13 protein-coding genes are annotated in these 22,524 nt (G+C 67.8%); 10 read left to right on the top strand and 3 right to left on the bottom strand.

Going from position 1 to position 22,524, the window contains the following annotated elements:
* Positions 1-7: 7 nt before the first annotated feature.
* The 8 genes from AN216_RS02555 to AN216_RS29915 all read left to right on the top strand — a co-directional run bounded on the left by AN216_RS02555 (position 8) and on the right by AN216_RS29915 (position 17,662).
* A complete protein-coding gene (locus AN216_RS02555; RefSeq protein WP_070194919.1) occupies positions 8-1,390 on the top strand; it encodes an L-serine ammonia-lyase in 1,383 nt (460 codons plus the stop codon).
* A 720-nt stretch (positions 1,391-2,110) separates the two neighbouring features.
* Entirely contained in the window at positions 2,111-2,890 is a 780-nt protein-coding gene (locus AN216_RS02560) for a hypothetical protein (protein WP_139140840.1), read from the top strand.
* A 46-nt stretch (positions 2,891-2,936) separates the two neighbouring features.
* Entirely contained in the window at positions 2,937-3,494 is a 558-nt protein-coding gene (locus AN216_RS02565; protein WP_070194921.1) for a class F sortase, read from the top strand.
* A 695-nt stretch (positions 3,495-4,189) separates the two neighbouring features.
* On the top strand, positions 4,190-14,650 hold the full coding sequence (locus AN216_RS02570; RefSeq protein WP_070194922.1) for a non-ribosomal peptide synthetase: 10,461 nt from the start codon (positions 4,190-4,192) through the stop codon (positions 14,648-14,650).
* Between the two features lie 59 nt (positions 14,651-14,709).
* Positions 14,710-14,913 carry an MbtH family protein gene (locus tag AN216_RS02575; RefSeq protein ID WP_070194923.1) on the top strand — a complete coding sequence of 68 codons (204 nt, stop codon included), beginning with the start codon at positions 14,710-14,712 and terminating at the stop codon, positions 14,911-14,913.
* 125 nt (positions 14,914-15,038) lie between these two features.
* The gene (locus tag AN216_RS02580; RefSeq protein ID WP_079166173.1) at positions 15,039-16,121 is read left to right on the top strand and encodes an ATP-binding cassette domain-containing protein; all 1,083 of its coding nucleotides are present in this window, start codon (positions 15,039-15,041) and stop codon (positions 16,119-16,121) included.
* Positions 16,109-16,939, top strand: coding sequence for an ABC transporter permease (locus AN216_RS02585; RefSeq protein ID WP_070194925.1), 831 nt, complete (start codon positions 16,109-16,111; stop codon positions 16,937-16,939). The genes AN216_RS02580 and AN216_RS02585 overlap by 13 nt, the downstream gene beginning before the upstream one ends.
* A gap of 501 nt (positions 16,940-17,440) precedes the next feature.
* A complete protein-coding gene (locus tag AN216_RS29915; RefSeq protein WP_244502287.1) occupies positions 17,441-17,662 on the top strand; it encodes a helix-turn-helix domain-containing protein in 222 nt (73 codons plus the stop codon).
* 73 nt (positions 17,663-17,735) lie between these two features.
* Here AN216_RS29915 and AN216_RS29005 read toward each other — a convergent pair whose 3' ends face one another.
* Entirely contained in the window at positions 17,736-18,500 is a 765-nt protein-coding gene (locus AN216_RS29005; protein ID WP_170843006.1) for a hypothetical protein, read from the bottom strand.
* Between the two features lie 208 nt (positions 18,501-18,708).
* On the opposite strand from AN216_RS29005, the gene AN216_RS02595 reads away from it, so the two are divergent.
* Entirely contained in the window at positions 18,709-19,251 is a 543-nt protein-coding gene (locus AN216_RS02595) for a DUF1707 SHOCT-like domain-containing protein (RefSeq protein ID WP_070194975.1), read from the top strand.
* A gap of 520 nt (positions 19,252-19,771) precedes the next feature.
* Here AN216_RS02595 and AN216_RS02605 read toward each other — a convergent pair.
* Both AN216_RS02605 and AN216_RS02610 read right to left on the bottom strand, forming a co-directional pair.
* Positions 19,772-20,458, bottom strand: coding sequence for a DUF1326 domain-containing protein (locus AN216_RS02605; protein WP_244502288.1), 687 nt, complete (start codon positions 20,456-20,458; stop codon positions 19,772-19,774).
* A gap of 628 nt (positions 20,459-21,086) precedes the next feature.
* Positions 21,087-22,061 carry a hypothetical protein gene (locus AN216_RS02610; RefSeq protein ID WP_070194927.1) on the bottom strand — a complete coding sequence of 325 codons (975 nt, stop codon included), beginning with the start codon at positions 22,059-22,061 and terminating at the stop codon, positions 21,087-21,089.
* A 176-nt stretch (positions 22,062-22,237) separates the two neighbouring features.
* Here AN216_RS02610 and AN216_RS02615 point away from each other — a divergent pair, with 176 nt between their 5' ends.
* Complete coding sequence (locus AN216_RS02615) at positions 22,238-22,516, top strand: heavy-metal-associated domain-containing protein (protein WP_070194928.1); 279 nt, start codon at positions 22,238-22,240, stop codon at positions 22,514-22,516.
* Positions 22,517-22,524 lie beyond the last annotated feature (8 nt).

Raw genomic sequence — 22,524 nt, forward strand, 5'->3', positions numbered from 1 at the left:
AGCCAGCATGGCCCTCTCCGTCTTCGACCTCTTCACCATCGGGATCGGCCCCTCCAGTTCGCACACGGTGGGGCCCATGCGAGCTGCCCGCATGTTCGCGCGGCGCCTCAAGAACGAGGGCGTGCTCGCCCACACCACCGCCGTACGGGCCGAGTTGTACGGCTCGCTCGGCGCCACCGGACACGGCCATGGCACCCCGAAGGCCGTACTCCTCGGACTGGAGGGGCACGGCCCGGCGACCGTGGACATCGTGGAGGCGGACACGTGGGTCCAGCGCATCCGGGAGACCAAGCGGCTGCGGCTGCTGGCCGCCGATATAGGGGACAGCCAGGAGATCGACTTCGACGCCTCCCGGGAGCTGGTCCTACACCGGCGCCGTTCGCTGCCGTACCACGCGAACGGCATGACGCTCTTCGCCTACGACGCCGCCGGCAGCCCGCTGCTGGAGAAGACCTACTACTCCGTGGGCGGCGGTTTCGTCGTCGACGAGGACGCGGTGGGCGAGGATCGCATCAAGCTGGACGACACCTCACTGCCCCATCCGTTCCGTACCGGTGACGAACTCCTGCGCCTCACCCGGGAGACAGGGCTGTCCATCTCCGGACTGATGCTGGAGAACGAGAAGTCCTGGCGTACCGAGGAACAGATCCGCACGGAACTGCTGGAGATCTGGCGGGTGATGCGGGAATGCGTCGCCCGTGGCCTCACCCAGGAGGGCAACCTGCCCGGCGGCCTCAAGGTGCGGCGCCGAGCCGCCGCTTCGGCACGGCAGTTGCGGGCCGAGCGGGACTTCGAGGCGCACGCCATGGAGTGGATCACGCTGTACGCCATGGCCGTGAACGAGGAGAACGCCGCCGGCGGCCGCGTGGTGACCGCACCGACGAACGGGGCGGCGGGCATCATCCCGGCCGTGCTGCACTACTACGTCAACTTCGTGCCGGGCGCCGACGAGGACGGCGTCGTACGCTTCCTGCTCGCCGCCGGGGCGATCGGCATGCTCTTCAAGGAGAACGCCTCCATCTCCGGCGCCGAGGTCGGCTGCCAGGGCGAGGTGGGGTCCGCCTGCTCGATGGCGGCGGGCGGGCTGACCGAGGTGCTGGGCGGTTCGCCGGAGAAGGTGGAGAACGCCGCGGAGATCGGCATCGAGCACAATCTCGGACTGACCTGTGACCCCATCGGCGGCCTGGTACAGATCCCGTGCATCGAGCGGAACGGCATGGCCTCCGTCAAGGCGGTCACCGCGGCACGTATGTCGCTGCGCGGCGACGGCCGGCACCATGTCTCGCTGGACAAGGCCATCAAGACGATGAAGGACACCGGCGCGGACATGAAGGTGAAGTACAAGGAGACCGCCCGCGGCGGCCTCGCGGTCAACGTCATCGAGTGCTGAGCGCAGAACCTCTGACCAGGTGATTCACGTCTTTCAGCTCTGTCACAGGCTTCCCCGTCTGCACGGCGGAATGTCCCCGGGAAGTCCCTGTGACAGAGCTGAAAGTCCCTGAAAAGTCCCTGGGATGTCCCCGCCGAACTGACCTCTGAGCCGCCAGTAAGGTACCGCCCGGCCTCCGTTCCCTCTCGGTACCGGTCGTCCGCCGAACCCTGCACCGGGTTCCTGCCCGTTTCCTCTCAGCCAGACCAACCTACGCATTACGAGGACGCTAGCGTTCATGCCCCACCATGTTGAGCGATGCTCCATGGTGCCGTTTTCGCAGATCAGAACACATACCGCGGTCCCGCTTTCATACTCCGTGTTGCACCGTCCAAAGGCGTCCGCGCTCCCCTTGCGCTCCCCTATGAGCAGAGAATCGCCCGTGTAGCCCAGACTGCGCCCCACGCGGGAGTCAGTTGCCAGCCTTGTCAGAGATGCACAAACAGTCGTTCCGGTCAGCCCTCTTGAACAGTTACTCCCCGGGACTCTCCCGCCTCATTCGTCTTGGGTCCATCCCCGCATGCGCGGGGAGCAGCCACCCTTCGACAACCGGCCGAGCCTGACGGTGGGTCCATCCCCGCATGCGCGGGGAGCAGGCTGACCGCCCGATCAACAGCGCTGAGCGCCCTCTTTCACCGAGCCGGGCGCACTCCGTCCCCTTTCTTGCCCGTAGGAGAGACCGTGAACAAGACCTCGGCGATATCGCTGGCCGCGGTAACCGTTATCGCTCCTCTGATGACGTTGGCGCCGATCGCGTCGGCCGACGGTATGCCAACTGAAGGCGGTGAAGACGCGCAGCTGAACGCGAACCTGGAACCGGTGCCGTTCAGCAAGATGACTGGTACGGGTACCGCGCACGTGTCACTCAAGGGGAACACCGCCAGCGTCAAGGTGAAGGCCAACGGTCTGCTGAAGGACGCACCACACGCGCAGCACTTCCACATCGCGGCCAAGGGCGTGTGCCCGCCGGCTTCGGCGGCGAAGAAGCGTAACGACATCAAGAGCATCAACACCACGGACGGCCAGCCGTTCTACGGCGACATCGGTACCTCGCTCACCACCTCCGGCGACACCAGCCCTGACTCCGCGCTGGCCGTGGACCGCTTCCCCACAGGGCCCGACTTCACCTACGAGCGCAGCATCGAGGTGAGTGACGCCGCCGCGAAGAGCCTGCGTGAGGGAACCGGCGTCGTCGTCGTGCACGGTGTCGACGTCAACGGCAACGGAGAGTACGACAACGTCCTGGGCCCCAGTGATCTCGACCCCAACCTGCCCTCGGAGGCGACCAACCCGGCCCTGTGCGGTTCGCTGAAGATGGGCGCCAAGGGAGCCGTCGCCGGTGGTGAGGGCAGCACCCAGAGCAACAACCCGTCCACGACGACGCTCGCGGGAGCCGGAGGACTTCTGTCCGTCGCCGCCGTCGCGATGTACCTGCGTCGGCGCACCAGCCGTCAGAGCTGAAGGCCCCCGCACATGCCGCGTTTCTGGCGCCACCACAGGGACAGCGATGTTGGCACTGGCCCTCGCCCCCGGCCAAGAGCCACCACCCGCTCCCCCCGACTCAGCCCGAAGTCCAGCGAGTCATCCCCAGCAGTCACTCCAACCGCAGTCCTCGGCTCTGCCGAAGTCGAGACCCGTCAGCATCAGTGTTCCGAAGATCCACCTAAAGACCAGGGTAGAGACCGTCGCCACCGCCCCCAACGGTTCCGTCGACATGCCCGACGACCCCGATCACGCCGCCTGGTACCACGGCTCGCCCACTCCGGGCGCTACGGGCAACGCCGTCGTGGTCGGGCACGTCGATTCGAGGAGCGGGCCCGCCGCGTTCTACGGACTGGGTGCCCTCCGCCCCGGTGACTCCCTGAGCGTCGACCGCCGAGACGGGCGCACCGCCCACTTCACCGTCGAGCGCATAAAGGTGTGGCCCGCGGACCGCTTCCCCTCCGAAAAGGTCTACGGCCCCACCAGCGCACCCCGGCTCACCCTGATCACCTGTGCCGACTGGGACCCCGAAGCACAGACCTACCGCTCCAACCTCGTCATCACCGCACACCCAGGAAGCTGACCCACTCACAGCGACCTGGGCGCCCGGGCACCCTGTCAGGCACTCACCTCGCAGCGTGCGAGCAGGCACAGGTTGCCGCCTTGGACCTGGCGAACGCCACCGTCGCTGTGGCCACCGGGCCCAGTCGCACAGTGCGAGAGCAGGCACAGGTTGAACCCCTGAGTGCCGCGGTAGCCACTGTTCGCGTGAGAGTCGCGCGGCGTGCCCGCGTCCCACACCGAGGGGGAAGCCGGCTTCTCGCTGTCCGGCCTTTCAACAGCTGATGCACCGGCCGCACCACCGGCCAAGCACATCACTGTCACGCTGCCGACCACGGCTATGCCGCGGAATGACCTCGCGAACGCTGCACGGTGCATCTGTGATCTCCCTCGCGTTGAGTACGTCTTCAATGTTCCTGACCTTGCGGGATTCGGTACCCGAACCGATGCGGATGGGTCCGTGCATGACGGACGGTGAACCGGCGGCCAGTGGCAGCTCCACAGCGGGTGAGCGGAGTGAGTCCGCAGAGGCAAGCCGCTTACGCACTGGTAACAAATCGGTTCTTGCCTCACACGCCAATACACCGCCTCGTCTGTCCCGAATAGACGGTGACGGAAGGGTGTGAGGGCGTGTTGACGACGCGGGCACATCCGGTACACAACACGGAGAGGTGTCGCAGTTGTTGGGACTCACCGCATTCTCACGAGGCCAGATACATGCGTGAGGCAGACGCCGCACAGTTGCCCTTGACGTCGGCGCAAGAGGCGCTGTGGTTCGCACACCACCTCGACCCGGTGAGCTCCGCCTATAATATCGCCGAATATCTCGACATAGGCGGAGAGTTCGATCCGGAGCTGCTGCAACAGGCAGTCCTACAGGTCACTGCGGATGCCGAGGCCATACGGACCACGGTCTCCGAGGCCGGGGCCGAGGGTGAGGTCTCCACAGGACGTCAGTTCGTGCATCCCCGGCTCTCCGTCGAGGTGTGCGTCACCGACCTGTCCGGGCAGGCCGAAGCGTTCACGACGGCGCTCACCATTATGCGGGAAGACCTGGCCACGCCTGTCGACCCCGGCCGTGGGCCGGTGACCTCGATGGCTCTCTTCCGGCTCTCCCCGCTCCGCCACCTGCTCTACTTGCGGACGCACCACTTGGTGTTGGACGGCTACGGCGCCGCGCTGCTCCTCAACCGGATCGCCGAGACGTACAGCCTGCTCGCCACCGGTTCCGTCGCACCATCCCGCCCGCAGCCGCTGGCCCCATTGACCGAAGAGGCGGCGCGCTACGCCGTGTCGCCGGAGAGCGCCGCCGACGAGGAGTACTGGCGTGACCAGCTTGCGGGAGCTCCACCCGCGACGCGCCTCACCGAGGACACTGGCGGACTGTCGGCCGGAGTACTACGGCACACATCCCAGATGTCGGGGACGCACTGGCAACGGCTGCGCGATGGGGCCCGGCGGGCCCGGGTCGCGTGGCCCGCGTTGTTCGTCGCCGGTACGGCCGTGTACGCGCACCGGCTGCGGGCGGCCGAGGATTTGCTGCTGGGTATGCCCGTGACCGGGCGCAAAGGGCCTACGGCCCGCGAAACGCCCGGCATGATGTCGCAGGTGCTGCCGCTCCGAATCCGGCTCTCCGTGGCGGATTCAACCAATGACTTGCTACACCGGGTCACAGGGAGCATGCGGGGTGTGCTGCGGCATCAACGGTTTCCGGCCGAGCGGTTGCGTCGCTTGCGAGGACTGTTGCCTGGAGACCCGCTGACGGGACCTTCGGTCAACGTGTTGGCCTTCGACGAGTACTTGAGGTTCGGTCCGGCGTCCGGGACTCTGCACAACCTGTCCATCGGTCCGGTGGAGGACTTGACTCTCGCTGTTCATCCGACTGCCGGAGGTACGGGAGCGCGCGTCGACCTACTCGCCAACGCCGAGCTGTACGATGACGCTGCCGCAGCGGGCCACCTGCAGCGGATCCTGCGACTGACCGAGTCGATGGCCGAGGACCCGACCGTTCCGGTCAGTGGCTTGAGGCTCACCAGTCCGGACGAGTCCCGGCGCATGCTGTCCCTGGGAAGCGGTGCGCAGAGCCCCGGAAGCGGCGATCCGTCAGACGGCGCGCCGTCGACTCTGTCGGCGGAACTGTTCCGCCTGGCACGGGAGACCCCCGAAGCAACCGCAGTCTGCGACAGCCTACGGAGCCTGTCGTTCGCGGAGCTGGACCGGGCGGTCGATACCGCGGCAACCAACCTGCGCGCCGACGGCGCCACCAACGGAGCGACGGTCGCTGTCGCGCTGCCCCGGTCCGTGGACACCGTCGTGGCACTGTTGGCAGTGCTGCGTTCGGGCGCGGTCTATATGCCGATCGACATCGCCTACCCGGCTGAGCGGATCGCGTACCTGCTGGATGACGCGGCTCCCGTGATCTTGCTGTGCGAGCTGGACGGTCCGGTGGCCTGCATGGCACCCGCTGGGACCGCGGTTCGCCACGTCGCGACCACCGACCCTGGTGCCGGCGAAGGCGCGCACGTGGGGCCTGCCACCGACGACGCCGCCTACCTCCTCTACACCTCCGGATCTACGGGGCGTCCCAAGGGCGTGCTCGTCGAACACCGGTCACTCAGCAATCTACTGGTACACCATCGTAAGGAGTCGCACGCCAGCGCGATGCTGACCGAGGGGCATCGACTGCGTGTGGCCCTGACAGCGGCGACATCCTTCGACGCCGCGTGGGATCCACTGCTGTGGATGCTGGGCGGACACGAGCTGCACGTGGTCGATGACACGACGCGGAGGGACCCGCAGGCCCTGGTCGAGTTCCTGCACTCGCGGCGGATCGACGTCATCGAGACCACCCCCAGCTTCCTGCGACAACTACTCGCCGCTGGGTTGACAGACAACTCCCCTATTGGTGAGGGGGCCACGGTTCACCGACCCAAGGTCATCGCACTGGGCGGTGAGCCGGTCAACGACGAGTTGTGGAAGCGTCTCTCGGACGAGCGGGACATCCTCGCCTACAACTTCTACGGACCGACGGAGACAGCCGTGGACGCGGTTACCGCCAGGGTGGCCGGCGACAAACCGGTCATTGGCCGTCCGGTTCGAGGGGCTCGCGCCTACGTGCTGGACGCCGCCCTGCACCTGCTTCCGTGCGGCGTGGTGGGGGAGCTGTACCTGGCGGGTGAGGGTGTGGCCCGTGGCTATACCGGGCAGCACGGACTGACCGCCGACCGATTCCTCCCGGACCCTTTCGGGGAGCCTGGTGAGCGGATGTACCGCACCGGGGACTTGGTGCAGTGGCGCGAGAACGGCTCGTTGGAGTTCTTCGGCCGCAGTGACGATCAGGTCAAGGTCCGAGGGCATCGGGTGGAGACCGGTGAGATCGAGTCTGCACTCGTGGCTCTGCCCGGGATTGTCCAGGCTGCCGTCGTGGTCCGTAGCGGGGGGTACCGGGACGAATCGCTGGCCGCCTATCTCGTACCGGCGAACGACGACGAGGGCGCGGCCCTGCGGCGGGACCAAGGCGTCGTCCGAGAGGCACTGTCGGCGGTCCTTCCCGTGCACATGGTCCCCGCGGCCTATGCCACAACGGACCGTCTGCCGCTGACACCCAACGGAAAGCTGGACACTTCCGCCCTGCCCGAGGCGCGCGTCTCCGCTGCCGGACCACGCGCGAAGCCGCACACCAACGCGGAGGCGGCGGTGTGCGCAGCCATGGCGGACATCCTGGAACTGGACGAGGTCGGACGCGACGCCGACTTCTTCTCACTCGGCGGCCACTCGCTCCTGGCGACCCGGCTGTTGACCCGACTGTCTGAAACGACCGGAGTCCGGTTGCCAGTGCGTGCGCTCTTCCAGGCACCGACCGCAGAAGGGCTCGCGGCGGTGCTGGACGCGCAGAGACCCACTGTGCGGGGTGACACGGACGGTGCCGCCGTGGGCGCACGACCGGGTAGGTTGCCGCTGTCCGCTGAGCAACACCGGTTGTGGTTGCTGGAAAGCATGGGACAAGGGGGCGAGCCGTACCACATCCCCGTCGTCGTCCGACTCGACGGCCCCCTGGACACACAGGCTCTGCGGTCAGCTTTCAGTGATCTGCTCGCCCGGCACGAGAGTCTGCGCACCGTCTACCGGGAGGATGATCAAGGACCTCACCAGGTCGTACTGCCCGCGGCAACCTGCGGTATCGCCTTGGAGACGGTTCCGGAGCAGCCGGACCCGGCACCGGACGACTTCTCTGTTCCCGAGTTCGACCTTGCCCAGCGCCCGCCGGTACGAGCGCTTCTCGTACCGGACGCGAGAGCGTTCGACAGGACCTCGGGTGAAACGCACTCGCATCTGCTGATGCTGACGCTGCACCACGTCGTGGCGGACGGGTGGTCGATGGGGCCTCTGGTACGCGACCTTTCCGAGGCCTACACGGCGCGTGGCGCTGGCCGACGCCCCGAGTGGCAGCCGTTGCCGGCCCAGTACGCGGACTACGCGCTGCGGCAGCGTGAGCGACTCGGCGCGAAGGAGTCCGCCGGATCGCCGGCCGCGCTCCAGCTGGGCCATTGGAAGCAGGAACTGGCGGAAATGCCACCGGAGCTGCCCCTGCCGTACGACCGGGTACGTCCTGCCCGTGCCACTTTCGCCGGCCACCGGATACCCCTGCACCTGGACGCGAGGGAGCACCGGTCCCTCGTAGCGCTTGCCCGGGAGGTGGGCACCAGCCCGTTCATGGTGGTGCACGCCGCGCTGACGGCACTGCTGCAGCGACTCGGAGGTGGTGACGACATCGTCGTCGGAACGCCGGTGGCCGGCCGCGACGAGGAGGAGTACCACGACGTGGTGGGCTTCTTCGTCAACACGCTGGTGCTACGCGTGGATGCGAGCGGCAACCCGGACTTCCGTGAACTGCTGCGCAGGGTACGGGAAGCGGATCTGGCCGCCTATGCGCACCAGGACCTGCCGTTCGAACAGCTCGTGGAGAGTCTGGCACCCCAGCGGTCCCTCTCCCGGCATCCGCTCTTCCAGGTGATGCTCGCTCTGAACAACACTCCCGCTCCCGCGCTCGCCTTGCCCGGACTTCGGGCGACCGTTGTGGAATCGGATCGGCAGACTGCCAAGTTCGACATGACCTGGGACCTGACGGAGGAACACGACACTTCCGGCCGTCCGGCCGGGCTGACCGGCGCGGTCGAGTACAGCAGCGACCTGTTCGACGGGGCCACCGTGCGCCGGTTCACCGGTCAGTTCGTCCGTCTCCTGCGGTCCGCGCTTGCGCACCCCGACCGGCCGCTCAGCGCTCTGACGATGCTTACCGACGACGAGCGCCGGTCAGCCCTTGACACCCATATCCGAGGGGAAGCCCCTGAGCCGGCCGAACAGGAGCCCATGCAGAGTGTCTGCGACATCCTGGCGACCCAGGCCGCAGTCACTCCGTCCCGTACCGCTCTGGTCACCGCCGACGGGTCCGTGACTTTCGGGGGTCTCGCGACGCGGGTCGACGCGGTGGCCCGGCGCTTGGCGGTTGCCGGGGTGCGCCGCGGCGAGCGGGTGGCCGTGGCGTTGCCCCGTTCGCCTCGGCAGATCAGCGCGATTTTCGGCGTGCTGCGCGCGGGCGCCGTGTACGTGCCCCTGGACCCGTCCCACCCCGCGGAGCGCAACGCGCGGATCCTCGAATCCGCGCAGCCCTCGGTGCTACTGACCGAGCGCGGATACGCTCCGTCGCTTCCGGCTTCCCGCACCTCCGCGCTCTTCCTTGACGACCAGCCTGTCGAGGTGGCCCGCGTGACACCCGAGCCGCCCAACGAAGGTCCGTACGGCACCGATCCGGCCTACGTGCTGTACACCTCCGGTTCGACCGGCGTTCCCAAGGGCGTTGTCATCGAACACCGGTCGCTTGCCAACCTCCTGCGGAACCATGGTCGTCAGCTGATCGAGCCCGCGGAGCACGGCAACAACGGGCGTGCACTGCGAGTGGCCCTGACCGCAGCGGCCACCTTCGATGCCTCGTGGGATCCACTGCTGTGGATGGTCGCCGGACACGAACTGCACCTGGCAGACGACGAGACCCGCCGGGATCCCGAAGCGCTGGTGACCTTCCTGCACGAGCACCGCATCGACGTCATCGAAACCACCCCGTCGTTCATCGAACAGCTCCGTGCCTGCGGCCTGTTCGCGCCCGACCGCCCCTGGCCCAGGGTGGTGGCTCTGGGCGGGGAACCAGTGAACGATGCTCTGTGGCGCGAGCTTGCCGCCATCCCCGGCGTGGCGTTCTGGAATCTCTACGGTCCGACCGAGACGACGGTGGACAGCGTCACCGCCCCGGTGACGGCCGACCAGCCCCCCAACATCGGCCATGCCGTCGCCGGCATGCGGGCTCGGGTCCTCGACCCGCAACTTGGTCCCACACCACCCGGCGTCACCGGTGAACTGTACGTGGCCGGCGTAGGGGTCGCCCGCGGGTACGACGCTGCGACCGGCATGACCGCCGAGCGGTTCCTCGCCGACCCCTTCGGGGCTCCGGGAAGCCGGATGTACCGCACGGGCGACTTGGTGCGCCGACTCGCCGACGGCACACTGTCGTTCGTCGGGCGCACCGACACCCAGGTCAAGGTGCGGGGTTTCCGCGTCGAGACCGGCGAGGTCGAAGCGGCACTGACCGCACATCCGGGAATCCACAGCGCCGCGGTGACGGTGCAGACCGAGCCTGGTGGCGGCCGGCTCGTGGCCTGGGCCGTCCCACAGACGGATGCGGCCCCGTCGAGCGAGCAACTGCACGCGTTCGTCGCCTCGCGGTTGCCCGGCTACATGACGCCCAGCCACCTTTCTCTCGTATCTCGAATCCCGCTCACCGCGCACGGCAAAACGGACTTCGCGAGCCTTCCCGAAGCGCAGCTGGCCGAGCCCGCCTCAGGGGAGCCGCCGCGCACACCGCAGGAGGAGATCCTCTGTGCGCTCTACGCCGAATGCCTGCGCGTCCCCTCCGTTGGCCGGGACGCGGACTTCTTCATCCTGGGCGGCCACTCGCTCCTGGCCACCAAGCTGGTCAACCGCATCCGGACCGCGTTCGGGGCCGAACTCCCCGTGCGTGCCCTGTTCGAGGACCCCACACCCGCCAGGCTCGCCCAGCATCTCGACAGCGCCGCGCGCAGCCGCCCCACCCTGCGGGCGCGGGTCGACCGACCCGCACGGCCTCCGCTGTCCTTCGCGCAGCGCCGGCTGTGGTTCCTCAACCAAATGCGTCCCGATGACGCCTCGTACAACCTGCCCATGGCCGTCCGGTTGCAGGGGCGACTGGACGTAGGGGCACTGCGGCACGCGCTGAGCGATGTCCTCACCCGGCACGAGAGTCTGCGCACCGTGTTCCGGGACCCGGACCGGGAGTCGGGGAGTCCCACTCAGGAGGTCCTCGCTTACGGCGATGCCCAGCCGTCGCTGACCGTCGTGGACTGCGCCCCCGACCAGGCTGCGGAACTGCTGCACAGTTCGGCACAGCGTGGCTTTGACCTGGCGCACGAATTGCCGGTGCGGGCCGAACTGCTGGACCTCGGCGCGGAAGGATACGTTCTGCTGCTGGTCGTGCACCACATCGCGGCTGACGGCTGGTCCATGGGTCCGCTCGCCCAGGACCTGGCGGCAGCGTACGCGGCGCGCACCGACGATCGGGCACCGGACTGGTCTCCGCTGCCGGTGCAGTACGTCGACTACGCGCTCTGGCAGCGGGACCTGCTCGGAGATCCGCAGGACCCGGAGAGCGTCCACGCCCGGCAAATCGCCTTCTGGGAAAGGGAACTGGCGGGCATTCCGGTCGAGACGGCCCTTCCAGCGGACCGGCCCCGCCCCGATTCCGCGTCGGGCACCGGTGGCAGCGTCCCCATCCCGCTGGCAGCGGAGGACGGACAGCGACTGGCGGCGTTCGCCAAGGGCGAGAACGCCAGCACGTTCATGGCGCTCCACGCTGTCCTGGCCGCACTGCTCGACCGGTTCGGCTCCGGTGAGGACGTCCTCGTCGGCAGCCCCGTCGCCGGCCGTACCGACGAGGCACTCGGCGGACTGGTCGGGTTCTTCGTCAACACCTTGGTGCTGCGGGTGAACACCGGAGGTGATCCGCACTTCCGCGCACTGCTGGAGCGAACTCGGCAGACGGATCTGTCGGCGTACGCGCACCAGGATCTGCCGTTCGAGTCGCTCGTCGAGCACCTGGCACCCGCTCGGTCCCTCTCCCGGCACCCGCTCTTCCAGGTCATGCTGTCCCTGAACAACGCCGGCCGCCCCGAACTCGACCTGCCGGGCCTGCACGCAGCGGTGGAGAGCGTCGACACGGCGGGGGCGAAGTTCGACCTCTCGTTCAGCTTCTCCGAGCAAGCCCCGGACGGTTCCCTGACCGGCATCCTGGAGTTCAGCCGCGATCTGTTCGATCAGGGAACAGCACAGCGGCTGGCGGAATCCTTTGTCACCCTGCTCCGGCTGGCCGTGACCGATCCGAACTCTCCATTGTCCGCCCTCGAACCGCTCGGCGCGGACGAGCGGAGTCGTCTGCTGGCCCGAGGGCGGGGCGGTCCGGCCGTTCCCACCCATCCCACCGTGATCGCCGGCTTCCACGACACCGTCTCCACCGCTCGCAGCAGCGACATCGCGGTGCGGTGCGGGGAGGAGGCACTGTCCTTCGCCGAACTCAGTCGAGAGTGTGCCCAGTTGGCTCGACTTCTCTCGGCGAAAGGGGTGGGACGGGGAGACACGGTTGCCGTTCTGCTGCCGCGTTCGGTCACCTCGCTCACGGCGCTGCTGGGTACTCTGTCCGCTGGCGCTGCCTACGCACCGATCGACGACTCGCGTCCGGCCGCGAGTGTGTGCACCGTCCTTCAGGACGCACGCCCCGCCGTGGTGCTGGCGACAGCGCAGACTCGGGAGCTGATACCCGACGGCCCCTGGGAGGAGATCCTGCTCGACTCGCCGCGGGTAAAGGCAGCTCTCACGGCTTGCTCCGGAGAGCCAGCGGCCGAGGTCGCCCCGCGGCCCCGGGACGTGGCGTACGTTCTGCACACCTCGGGCTCTACCGGCCGCCCCAAGGGTGTCGTGGTCGAACACGCCTCACTGATGCGGTTGTGGGAGCACCAGCGGCGGCAACTGTTCCTGCCTGCCCGGACCATGGCGAACGGGCGCCGACTGCGGGTCGCGTTGACCGCATCGGTCGCCTTCGACGCCTCCTGGGACCCGGTTCTGTGGATGCTGGAGGGAAACGAACTGCTGGTCGTTGACTCCGACACCCGACGCGATCCGGCCGCTCTGGTTTCGCTGGTCCGCGAGAAGCGCATCGATGTCCTGGAGACCACCCCGACTCACGCAGCGGCACTTCTGGACGCCGGACTGTGCACCGCCGGCACCCGGCCTCGGCCTCTCGTACTGGCCCTTGGCGGGGAGGCGGTGCCGCACCGGCTGTGGCAGCGGCTCCGGGAGATACCGGGACTCACGGTGTGGAACCTCTACGGCCCGACCGAGGCCACCGTCGACACGCTGTGCGCCCCGCTGCACCTCACTTCCGAACCCGTCCTCGGTAAACCCGTGGCGGGAACTCGCGCCTACGTGCTGGACCGCTTCCTGCGCCCAGCGCCTCCCGGCGTCACCGGCGAGCTCTACCTGGCGGGAGCGAGTGTCGCGCGCGGATATCTGCACCGGCCCGCGGAGACAGCAGCCCGGTTCCTGCCCGACCCGTTCGGGCCAGCCGGCGAGCGCATGTACCGTACCGGTGATCTCGCCCGCTGGACGGGCGCCGACCACCTGGAGTTCCACGGTCGGGTCGACGGACAGCTGAAGGTCCGTGGCTTCCGAGTGGAACCCGGTGAGATCGTCTCCGTACTGGAGCGGCAACCAGGGATCGCTAGGGCCGCCGTTACGCTCCGCACCGTGGGCGACGCTGACACTGTGCACGGCAGTGAGCAACTGGTCGCCTACTTGGTCCCTGCCGAGGAACAGGCGCTTGACACGCCGGACCGCGACGGTCTCCGCGCCGCCGTGTCGGCGGCCCTGCCTGGCTACATGGTGCCTGCCGCTTTCGTCGCTGTCACCGAACTGCCCCTCACCTCCAGCGGCAAGCTCGACCACGCGGCACTGCCGGACCCGGCAGCCGAGCACACGGTTCGGCAGTACGGGCGCCCACCCGGCAGCCCGCGCGAGGACTTGTTGTGCGCGCTGTTCGCGGAGGTGCTCGGGGTCCAACACCTGTGGGCCGACGACGACTTCTTCGGACTCGGTGGTCACTCCCTGATAGCGGCACGCCTCCTGGCGCGGGTTCGGGCGTCCACCGGCGTCGACCTCGGCATACGAGCCCTCTTCGAAGCACCCACTCCCGCGGCCCTGGCCGGGGTCATGGAAGCTCAGGAAGCCGCCGAGGGCAGCGGTGAACCGAGCGGTGACCTCGCTACTCTCCTGCCACTGCGTACCCGTGGCAGCCGTACTCCGCTGTTCTGCGTCCATCCCGCCGGGGGCCTGGCCTGGTCCTATGCCGGGCTTCTCCAGCATCTGGAGGACCGACCGGTCTACGGCCTACAGACACCCAATCTGGACGGAGAACGTCCCTTTCCGGAGAGTATCGAGGCCATGGCTGCCGGGTACGTTGCTCAGCTGCGTACTGTGCAGCCCCAAGGCCCGTACCATCTGCTGGGCTGGTCATTCGGCGGTAATGTCGTCCAGGAAGTGGCTGTCCAACTCCAGGAAGCAGGCCAGGAAGTCGCACTGCTGGCCGTGCTGGACGCCTTTCCCGTGCCCCCTGCCGACGGCCTGGAAGAAGCCGAACACGACACCGTATTCCGCTCGCTGCTGAGCAACCTCGGGATCGACCTGTCCACGTATCCGCTCGAAGTCCCGCTCGACACGGAAGCCGTCCGGGACTCCCTGCGCGACGCGGGAAGTCCACTTGGCGGCCTGGAACCCGACACAATCGAGACGATGGTCGGCAACTTCGCCGCCCAGGCTCGCCTCATGCGTTCCTACACCCCGCGCACCTTCCAGGGTGACGTCCTCTTCTTCCGTGCCACGGAGGAAGATCCCGCCACTGACTTGGTCCCGGCCATGTGGGCCCCCTATGTCCACGGGCAGCTGCGGGTGCACGAGATCCGCTGTGCGCACGCCCAGATGATGCGACCCGAACCCCGGGCTCTGATCGGCCCTGTTCTCGCCAGGGAGTTCCGGGACGCGTGACACCGCACGCCCCATTCAAAGCACCGACCGTCAAATCGAAGAGAAGAGTGAACCAAGCGATGACCAACCCCTTCGACAACCCTGCCGTTCAGCACCGTGTCCTGGTCAATGAGGAGGGCCAGCACTCACTGTGGCCCGAGTTCGCGGACATCCCGGCGGGCTGGCACGCGGTGTACGGCCCGGCGACACGTGAGGAGTGCATCAGTTACGTGGACGTCCACTGGACCGACCTCACGCCGCTGAGCGCGCTGGCCTCCCAGTGAACGGCGCCGCCACACATCTCACGGCACCACGACACGAGCCACTGCCCCCGCCGGCCCCTCCGGCCCCGTGCGGGGACGGCCACACCTCCCGACCCAGGAAGAACCAGGACCCGGCCGCCCCGCGTATGGCGGACGGCGAGGCCATCGTTGCCGAGGGACTGACCCGCAGGTTCGGCGACCGGTACGCGCTTCGCGGGATCGACCTGCGTGTCCCCACTGGAAGCGTGCTAGGTCTCCTCGGACCCAACGGCGCCGGCAAGACGACCACCGTACGTATCCTCAGCACCCTGCTGCGCGCGGACGAAGGCCGTGCCACGGTGGCCGGACGTGATGTCCACGACGAACCCGCGGCGGTCCGCGCCCGCATCGGTTTGTCAGGTCAGTACGCGGCCGCCGACGAGCGGTTGACCGCGCGCGAGAACCTCTACCTGGTCTCCCGCTTGTACGGGATGAGCCGCAAGACGGCCCGCCGGCACGCCACCGAGCTCTTGGAGCGCTTCGCTCTCACCGAGGCCGCGGACCGGACCAGTGGAGGATTCTCCGGCGGTATGCGCCGCCGCCTCGATCTTGCCGGAGCCCTGGTCTCGCGCCCCACCGTCGTCTTCCTGGACGAGCCCACCACCGGTCTCGATCCTCGTGGCAGGGCCGACACCTGGCGCGCGGTCGAGGAATTGGTGGCGGACGGCACCACCGTGTTGCTGACCACGCAGTACCTGGAGGAGGCCGACCACTTGGCGGACTCCATCGCGGTGATCGACCACGGCACGGTTATCGCGCACGGTACCGCATCCGAGCTGAAGGCCGCCGTGGGCGGTGAACGCATCACCATCACCCCCATCGACCAGGCCGCCCGCGCCTCCGTAGCCGAAGCCCTGACCGACCTCGGTCACCACCAGCCGGACATCGATTCGCGAACCGGGACCGTCACGGTCGTCACCGATCGGGGAGCTGGTGCACTTCGCCAAGCCCTGGAAGCCCTCGCGGCGGTCCGGATCGAGGTGCGCGACGTCGCCCTCGCCCCACCCACCCTCGACGACGTCTTCCTGGCCCTGACCGGCAACTCCCAGCGGCCCGCCGCGGAATCGGCACCACCACCCGCCGTCGCAGCGCCGGAAGACGGCTCGGAGCGGAGCGTTCAGCCGGGGAACGGCCAGCTGGTCCGAGCACGGGGACGCCGCAGGAAAGGAGCCCACGCATGGCGGCCCTGAGTTTCGCTCCGGACCCGGCCTCGGGATCCGTCCGCACCGTCCGCGACGGACTGATCATCGCCTGGCGCAACCTCGTCAACCTCCGTCGCACGCCGGGTGCCGTCATCACGGCCCTGGTTCAGCCACTGATGTTCGTTCTACTTCTCGCATACGTGTTCGGCGGTAGTCTGGGGGGAGACGAGTACCGCACCTTCCTGATCGGTGGCATCTTCGCCCAGGCCGTCACCTTCAATGCCTCCTTCACCGCGATAGGGCTCGCCGGCGACATGGATCGGGGCATGGTTGACCGCTTCCGCGCCCTGCCCATGCCGCGTGGATCCGTCATCCTCGGGCGCACCCTGTCCGATCTGACGATGAACGCTGTTACTCTCACCGTCACCTCCCTGTGCGGCCTGCTGATCGGTTGGCGCGTGGAAGGCACCTTCACCGAAGCTGCCGCTGGTTACCTCCTGGTGCTCCTCTTCGCCTTCGCCATGTCCTGGGTCGGGGCAACCATCGGTCTGCTCGCTCGCAGCGTGGAAGTCGCCCAGAGCGCCGGCCTCATCTGGCTGTTTCCGGTTACGTTCGTCTCCGGAGCCTTCGTGTCCATCAACTCCATGCCGGGCCCGCTCCGCGTCGTTGCCGAATGGAACCCCGTCTCCGCCACAGCGACCGCCGCGCGCTCCCTCTTCGGGAATCAGGCTCCCGCCACCGTGGCGCCGCCGGAATCCTGGCCGGTTCAGCACGCCACCGTGTACGCGCTGTTGTGTGCGCTCGCGGTCATCGCGGTGTTCATGCCCCTCGCCGTCAGCCGCTACCGCCGTATCGCTCATGGCTGAGGCCGTCCGGGCAGATGTGGACGGTGGATGCGGGTGCCTCTGCCATGCTTCTCGACCTCAGGTGACGGGTTCGGAAACGTGTGCCCGAGGGGAAGTCAATCACTGTTGGTTCGTACGCGGGCCCCGACTCAGAAAGCGGCCCAACGGTTTCCAGACCAACAAGATCGCGCACGGGCTCGGATTCCAGGACGAACCCAAGCGGGTCATTCGCCTCCACTGTGCGAGGGCCAGACGCCGAAGAGACAGGGCGCGTTGAATTTCTCCGACACCGTGACGCATCCTCCTTCCATCTGCTCCTGCTGTGCGGCTCGTTCCCTGCATGCTTCGATGCCGTCACGGTGTGCGGCGCGGAATCTCCGCGCCGTCCCCTTCGTCGGTTTTCGGTTCGGTCGCCGACTGTCGAGCGGCCGCGAACCCTTCCCACACAGCCGTTCCCCGTCCGGCAGTCGTTCCCCCATCACAGAAGTCCCGTGCTGTCTTCCAGCGGCTTTGACTCTCCCAGTGGCTGCCGAATACCTGGACATATCCCCCAATACGCTCTATGTTTGGCGACACCGCCGCCAAGGCCCGCCGAGCTTCCGGATGGGCGGACGAGTGATGTACCGCATCTCGGCCCTGGACGACTGGGTCGCGGCGCAGGAAATGGCGGATTCACGGTCGAATCCTGCCCTGAATCCGCTGGTCAAGAGGCCGCAGCGGCGCGTGCGCGCACCCAACGCGTAGCCGCTCCCATAGTGCTCGCAACATCTCGAAATTCATCTGCGAACACGGGATAAGGACCCGCCTCGGAACAGGTTCACACCGACCGACCGGCGGACCTTCCGCGTGTGCCTACCGGGGAGCAGCGAGACCTTTGCCTGGCTACATAGAAGACCGATGGCTCAAGAAGCGGCCGAACGAGGAGACCGGCAAGCGCGAGCGCACATCCCAGTACGGGAAAGGGCCGCGCTACCGTGTCAAAGGTATCCCTGGGATCCAGGACCGCTCGTTCGCGACGGCCGAGGACGCGAAGCAGTGGCTCGCATCCGCCCAGACGGACACCAAGCGCGGTGAGTTCATCGACCCACGCGACGGTGCGATCCTCCTCGCTGACTACATCGAAGAGCACTGGTGGCCCAGCTGTTCCGACGAGCCGTCCACGGCCACCCCGATGCGCAGCAGGATCTGGAATCACATCATTCCGCTCCTCGGCCCTCTCCCGCTGTGTGACATCGACGCCTCGGCGCTCCGGACTTTCAAGGGGCAGCTCCTCTCTCGGGTCGAAGCCTCCACGGCCGAGGTGATCTGGATTCACCTCACGACCATCTTCAACGCGGCCGTCGACGACAAGCGCATCCTCAAGAGCCCGTGCAAACAGTTCAAGTCGGTGAAGGCTCCGAGGCGTACTCGGAAGAAGGCCAAAGCGTGGCGCCGCGCGACCGTCGACGCCGTACGAGCCGGCCTCCAAGAGCGGTATCACCTGGCGGTCGACGTCGGGCTCGGGGCCGGGCTCCGTCAAGGCGAAGCCATCGGGCTCGCCGAGGAGGACTTCGACTTCGAGGCCAGCGTCGTGCACATCCAACGGCAGCTTCGCTGGGACGCGAAGGCCCGGCCGTACTTCTGTCTGCCGAAGGGGCAGAAGACAAGGGCGGCCCCGCTCTCTGCGAACCTTGCCCTGCGCGCCCGGGAGCACTTCCGACGGTTCCCCTCCGTCGAGTGCACGCTCCCGTGGCGCAACCAGTCGAACGCCGGGAGGTCCCAGGTCTTGGCCGACCGCTATGGTGATGAACATGCCCTCCGTGCCGGAGAACGTACCGCCGCGCGTCACAGACATGGACCGCAATACGGCCGTCGAACGCCTCCAGGACGCGTTCGCCGAAGGCCATCTTGTCCAGGAAGAGATGGACACACGGCTGCACCTGGCCCTCACAGCGACCACACACGGAGAGCTGTCCTCGGCCCTGGCCTCGCTGCCGTCGAAGGAGGACGGACGTACGGTCGAGGTGAACCCCATCGGTGGCCAGGTCAAGCGGCGCGGGCGGTGGCATGCCCCGCGGACCTTCAAGGTCGCCTCACGGATGGCCAAGGTCAAGCTGGACTACTCCCGCGCGTACATCGACCACCCGGTCCTCGACGTGGAGCTCAATCTGGAGTACGGCTGGGCACGCGTCATCCTGCCGGCCGACGCGACGGTCGACTACGAGGGGCTGCAGGCCCGTTGGAAGCAGCCGGTCCACCGGCCCTCACGACACGGCGGGTCGAACGGTCCACGCATCCGGATCACCGGAAACATGGGCTACGGCCGCTTGACGATCAAGCACCGAAGGAGCTGACCGGTCAACCGGCAATCAGCGGGAGACAGCCCAACCGCTCCCTTCCCGCTACGCGGTCACAGACGGCGGAGTGTGAGGGTCCCGGGCTCCGAGTTCGGACAGCTCGCTCACGACTGGCTGCGCCTCACGGCTGGGGCCATGACGACCCGGGTCAGGAAGCACGTGGACACCGTGGATCTCCTCGCCACGTCCCACGGCTGCCGATTCAGGCACTACCGGGAAGGAGGGTCGTATCCGGTCTTTGAGCTGTCCTGGTCGGGCGTGTTCCACACCCACCGGAATGCGTTCGCGAATGCAAGCTGACGGCCGGAGAGTCAAGGTGAGCGCGTACGAGTGACTCCGCTTCTCTCGACCCGGCTGAGAGTACCGGAGAAGTGCCGGGTGGTTGCCGGCGGTTCGAAGGTGCCCCATCGATGGTGCCCCTTCGAAGCTCGCCGTCGAGACACGGCCTCGTCCGCCGCTGCCGCCTCTCGACGCACGCGCCAGGGATCCACCGGGCGCGTGCGTCGAGGGCTCCAGGTCAGGGACGCCAGTCGAACGGGATGTGCTTGCTGCCGCCTCCACGGTAGGGGTGCGAGAAGTCGAAGCCCTCCGCGTGATCAGCGCTCACCACGCCCCAGGTGGCCACCTGTCCGGGGCCGACCTCGGAACCGGGCGGGTTGACGGTCTGTACGCGGCGGTCGGGATCTGCGGTGGGACCGGTCAAGGCGGTGGCCCCGACCTCGACCCGGCCCGGCACTTCGGCCCGCCAGTAGGAGAGGTCCGCGGGAGCCTCGAAGTGCACCGGCGCGTACCGGACTTCACGGACCTCGCTGATCAGCGCACCGAACTTGCCCGGCCAGCCGCCCATGTTGCCGCGGAAGATCGCTTCCAGCGCGTCACGCTGGCGTTGATCGCCCTTCGCGTCGATGTAGAACATCACCGTCATCGTCGCGTCCGGATCACCGACCCACATGTTCCCGGCGAACTCGCCGAGCGCGACCACGCCCAGACCGTCCAGCCTTACGTCGCCCAGGTGCCCCTCGTGGATCTGCCACACGAGGGTGAACATGCAGTCCCCGTGCGTCGGCGCCTGCGCGAACGTGCAGGGGCACGGAGTGGAGCAACTGCACACGTCGAACCACTCACCCCGCAAACGCCACTCCGGCAACGGGTCCTGCCCGCTCCACACGCCCTCAGCCGCTTTGATGTGTTGCTGCGCCATCATGTCTCCTTACCCCCCCGGGGTATATGACACATCGATGGTACCCACACTGAAAACGAAAGGACAAGTACCCCCTAGGGGCATATGCGGAAGCAGGCGCGGAGACGCCGCGCCATCCCGGGAACAAGGGTCGCGGCGATGAGAGCACCCGGCCGCACCGCAGGCGTCCACTGGAGCCGATGAAGTGGAGCCACCCCCCACCCACGCCCCGGCCGCCGCACGGCCCATACCCAGAAGCCCACCCGCGACTCCCCACGTCGATCGAGCTGAGCCGTCGACTATTATACCCCCCACCGGTATATTGGAGTCTTGTCATCTGCCGAACGGAGGGGCGCCATGACGCCGACCATCCAAACCGTCAAGCACGCACTGAACCATCCGATCGTCCGCCTGACGGCCGTAGCTCTGCTCCAGGCTGGCGCCGAGCATCTCAGTAGGAACGCGAGCTCCTCGGCCGGCTGCGCGTGCGCCGCACGACCCGCTTCCGGGCACTGATCACACACCGACAGCAGGCACTGTGCCCCGGCGGGAAGAGAACCGCCGGGGCACAGTGCCTGCTGCGTGAAAGGTGGCGCACAGTGCGCACCGGAGCGCTTGACGCCCGGGTCGCACGCGGTACGTGTCGGCGCGCTCAGTGTTGATGGCCGCCGGACTTCTCCTCCTCGCCCCCACTGGGTGCCTGCTCCTTCCCCGAACCGTCGTCGGAAGCCGCCACAGGCACGGTGAAGGACACGTTCCGGACCTCACCCTCGTGCTTGAAGTCGAGGAACAACCGATAGTCGCCAGCCGTGGGCGCCGTCGCCATGAAGGAGATCCCCGGGCCGGGCTTGGTCTCGCCGTCGCCAGGCGTGCCGTTGGGGTGGACGTGGAGATAGCCCATGTCACCGGCGCGCAGGGCGACCAGGTGTCCGTAGGCGCCGAGGTACGGATCGAGGTCGGTAACCGGCTTGCCGTTCTTCTCCACGGTGAAGCGCATGTCGGTGCCCTGGCCAGTGGTCAGATCGCCGTCGAGCGTGACCTCGTAATCACCCACGGTGGCGGTCTTCGACTCCTCGGGCAGGGTCGGGGGGTCGTAGTCACCGCCCACCGCGAGGTCGGCGCCCAGAGTGAGGCCCTCAGCCTCGTCGCCGGGGATGAAATCCGTGAAGACCCGGTAGTCGCCCGCCTCGGGCAGTTCGACGTCGGTGCTCCAGGTGCCGCCCTCGGCCAGCGACGGGTGCAGGTGACGGTATTCGGTGAGCCCGCGAGAGGCGACGATCAGGTGCAGGTCCTTGCCGTGCTCGCGCTTGTACTCCGTGACGGGCTTCCCCGCCTCGTCCAGTACCTCGAAGCGCAGCTCCTCCTTCTTCCCGGCCTCCAGCCGCTCGGTCTCCAGCGCGAGGGTGTAGCCGTCCTCGGAGACCTGCAGGCCGCCGGGAGGCCCGTGACCGCCCTCCTTCCCTCCACCCTTCGCCTTCCCTCCGTCCGCTCCGTCGCCGTGCTGCCCGTGAGCGGCGGCATCGGCCTCGGTCGAGACCGGGTCGACGCCGTTGCCGACGCCGTATGCGGCACCGAAGGTGGCGGCCAGCGTGACGGCGAAAGCCGTGATCTTCATTCCGGTGTTCATGGCACTCCCTAGTCGGGTCCTGTCCCTCCGTCGAGACCGCTTCAATATACCCCTATGGGGTAGCCGCGCAAAGCGGCACAGCGCTTGCGAACGGATAGCCCGAGGGGGTATACATGACTCCCAGAAACAGATACCCCTACTGGGTATTTCGATCTGCTGATCCTACGGAGGAACCCATGTCGGACTGCTGCACCACCGACGGCAGCTGCCACACCAGCACGACCGAGACCGCCGTCGCGGACTCCCACGAGACCGTCTACGCGGTCTCCGGAATGACCTGCGGTCACTGCAAGTCCACGCTCACCAAAGCGATCGGTGATCTGGAATCCGTGATCCGCGTCGACGTGGACGTCGACAACGGCAGGGTCACCGTGAACACCGCCGGCGAGCCGGACGACGCCCTGATCTCGAGCGTCGTCGACGAAGCCGGCTACGACCTGACCGGCCGCGCCTGAACCATCGG

The sequence above is a fragment of the Streptomyces oceani genome, assembly GCF_001751245.1.
Lineage (GTDB): Bacteria > Actinomycetota > Actinomycetes > Streptomycetales > Streptomycetaceae > Streptomyces > Streptomyces oceani.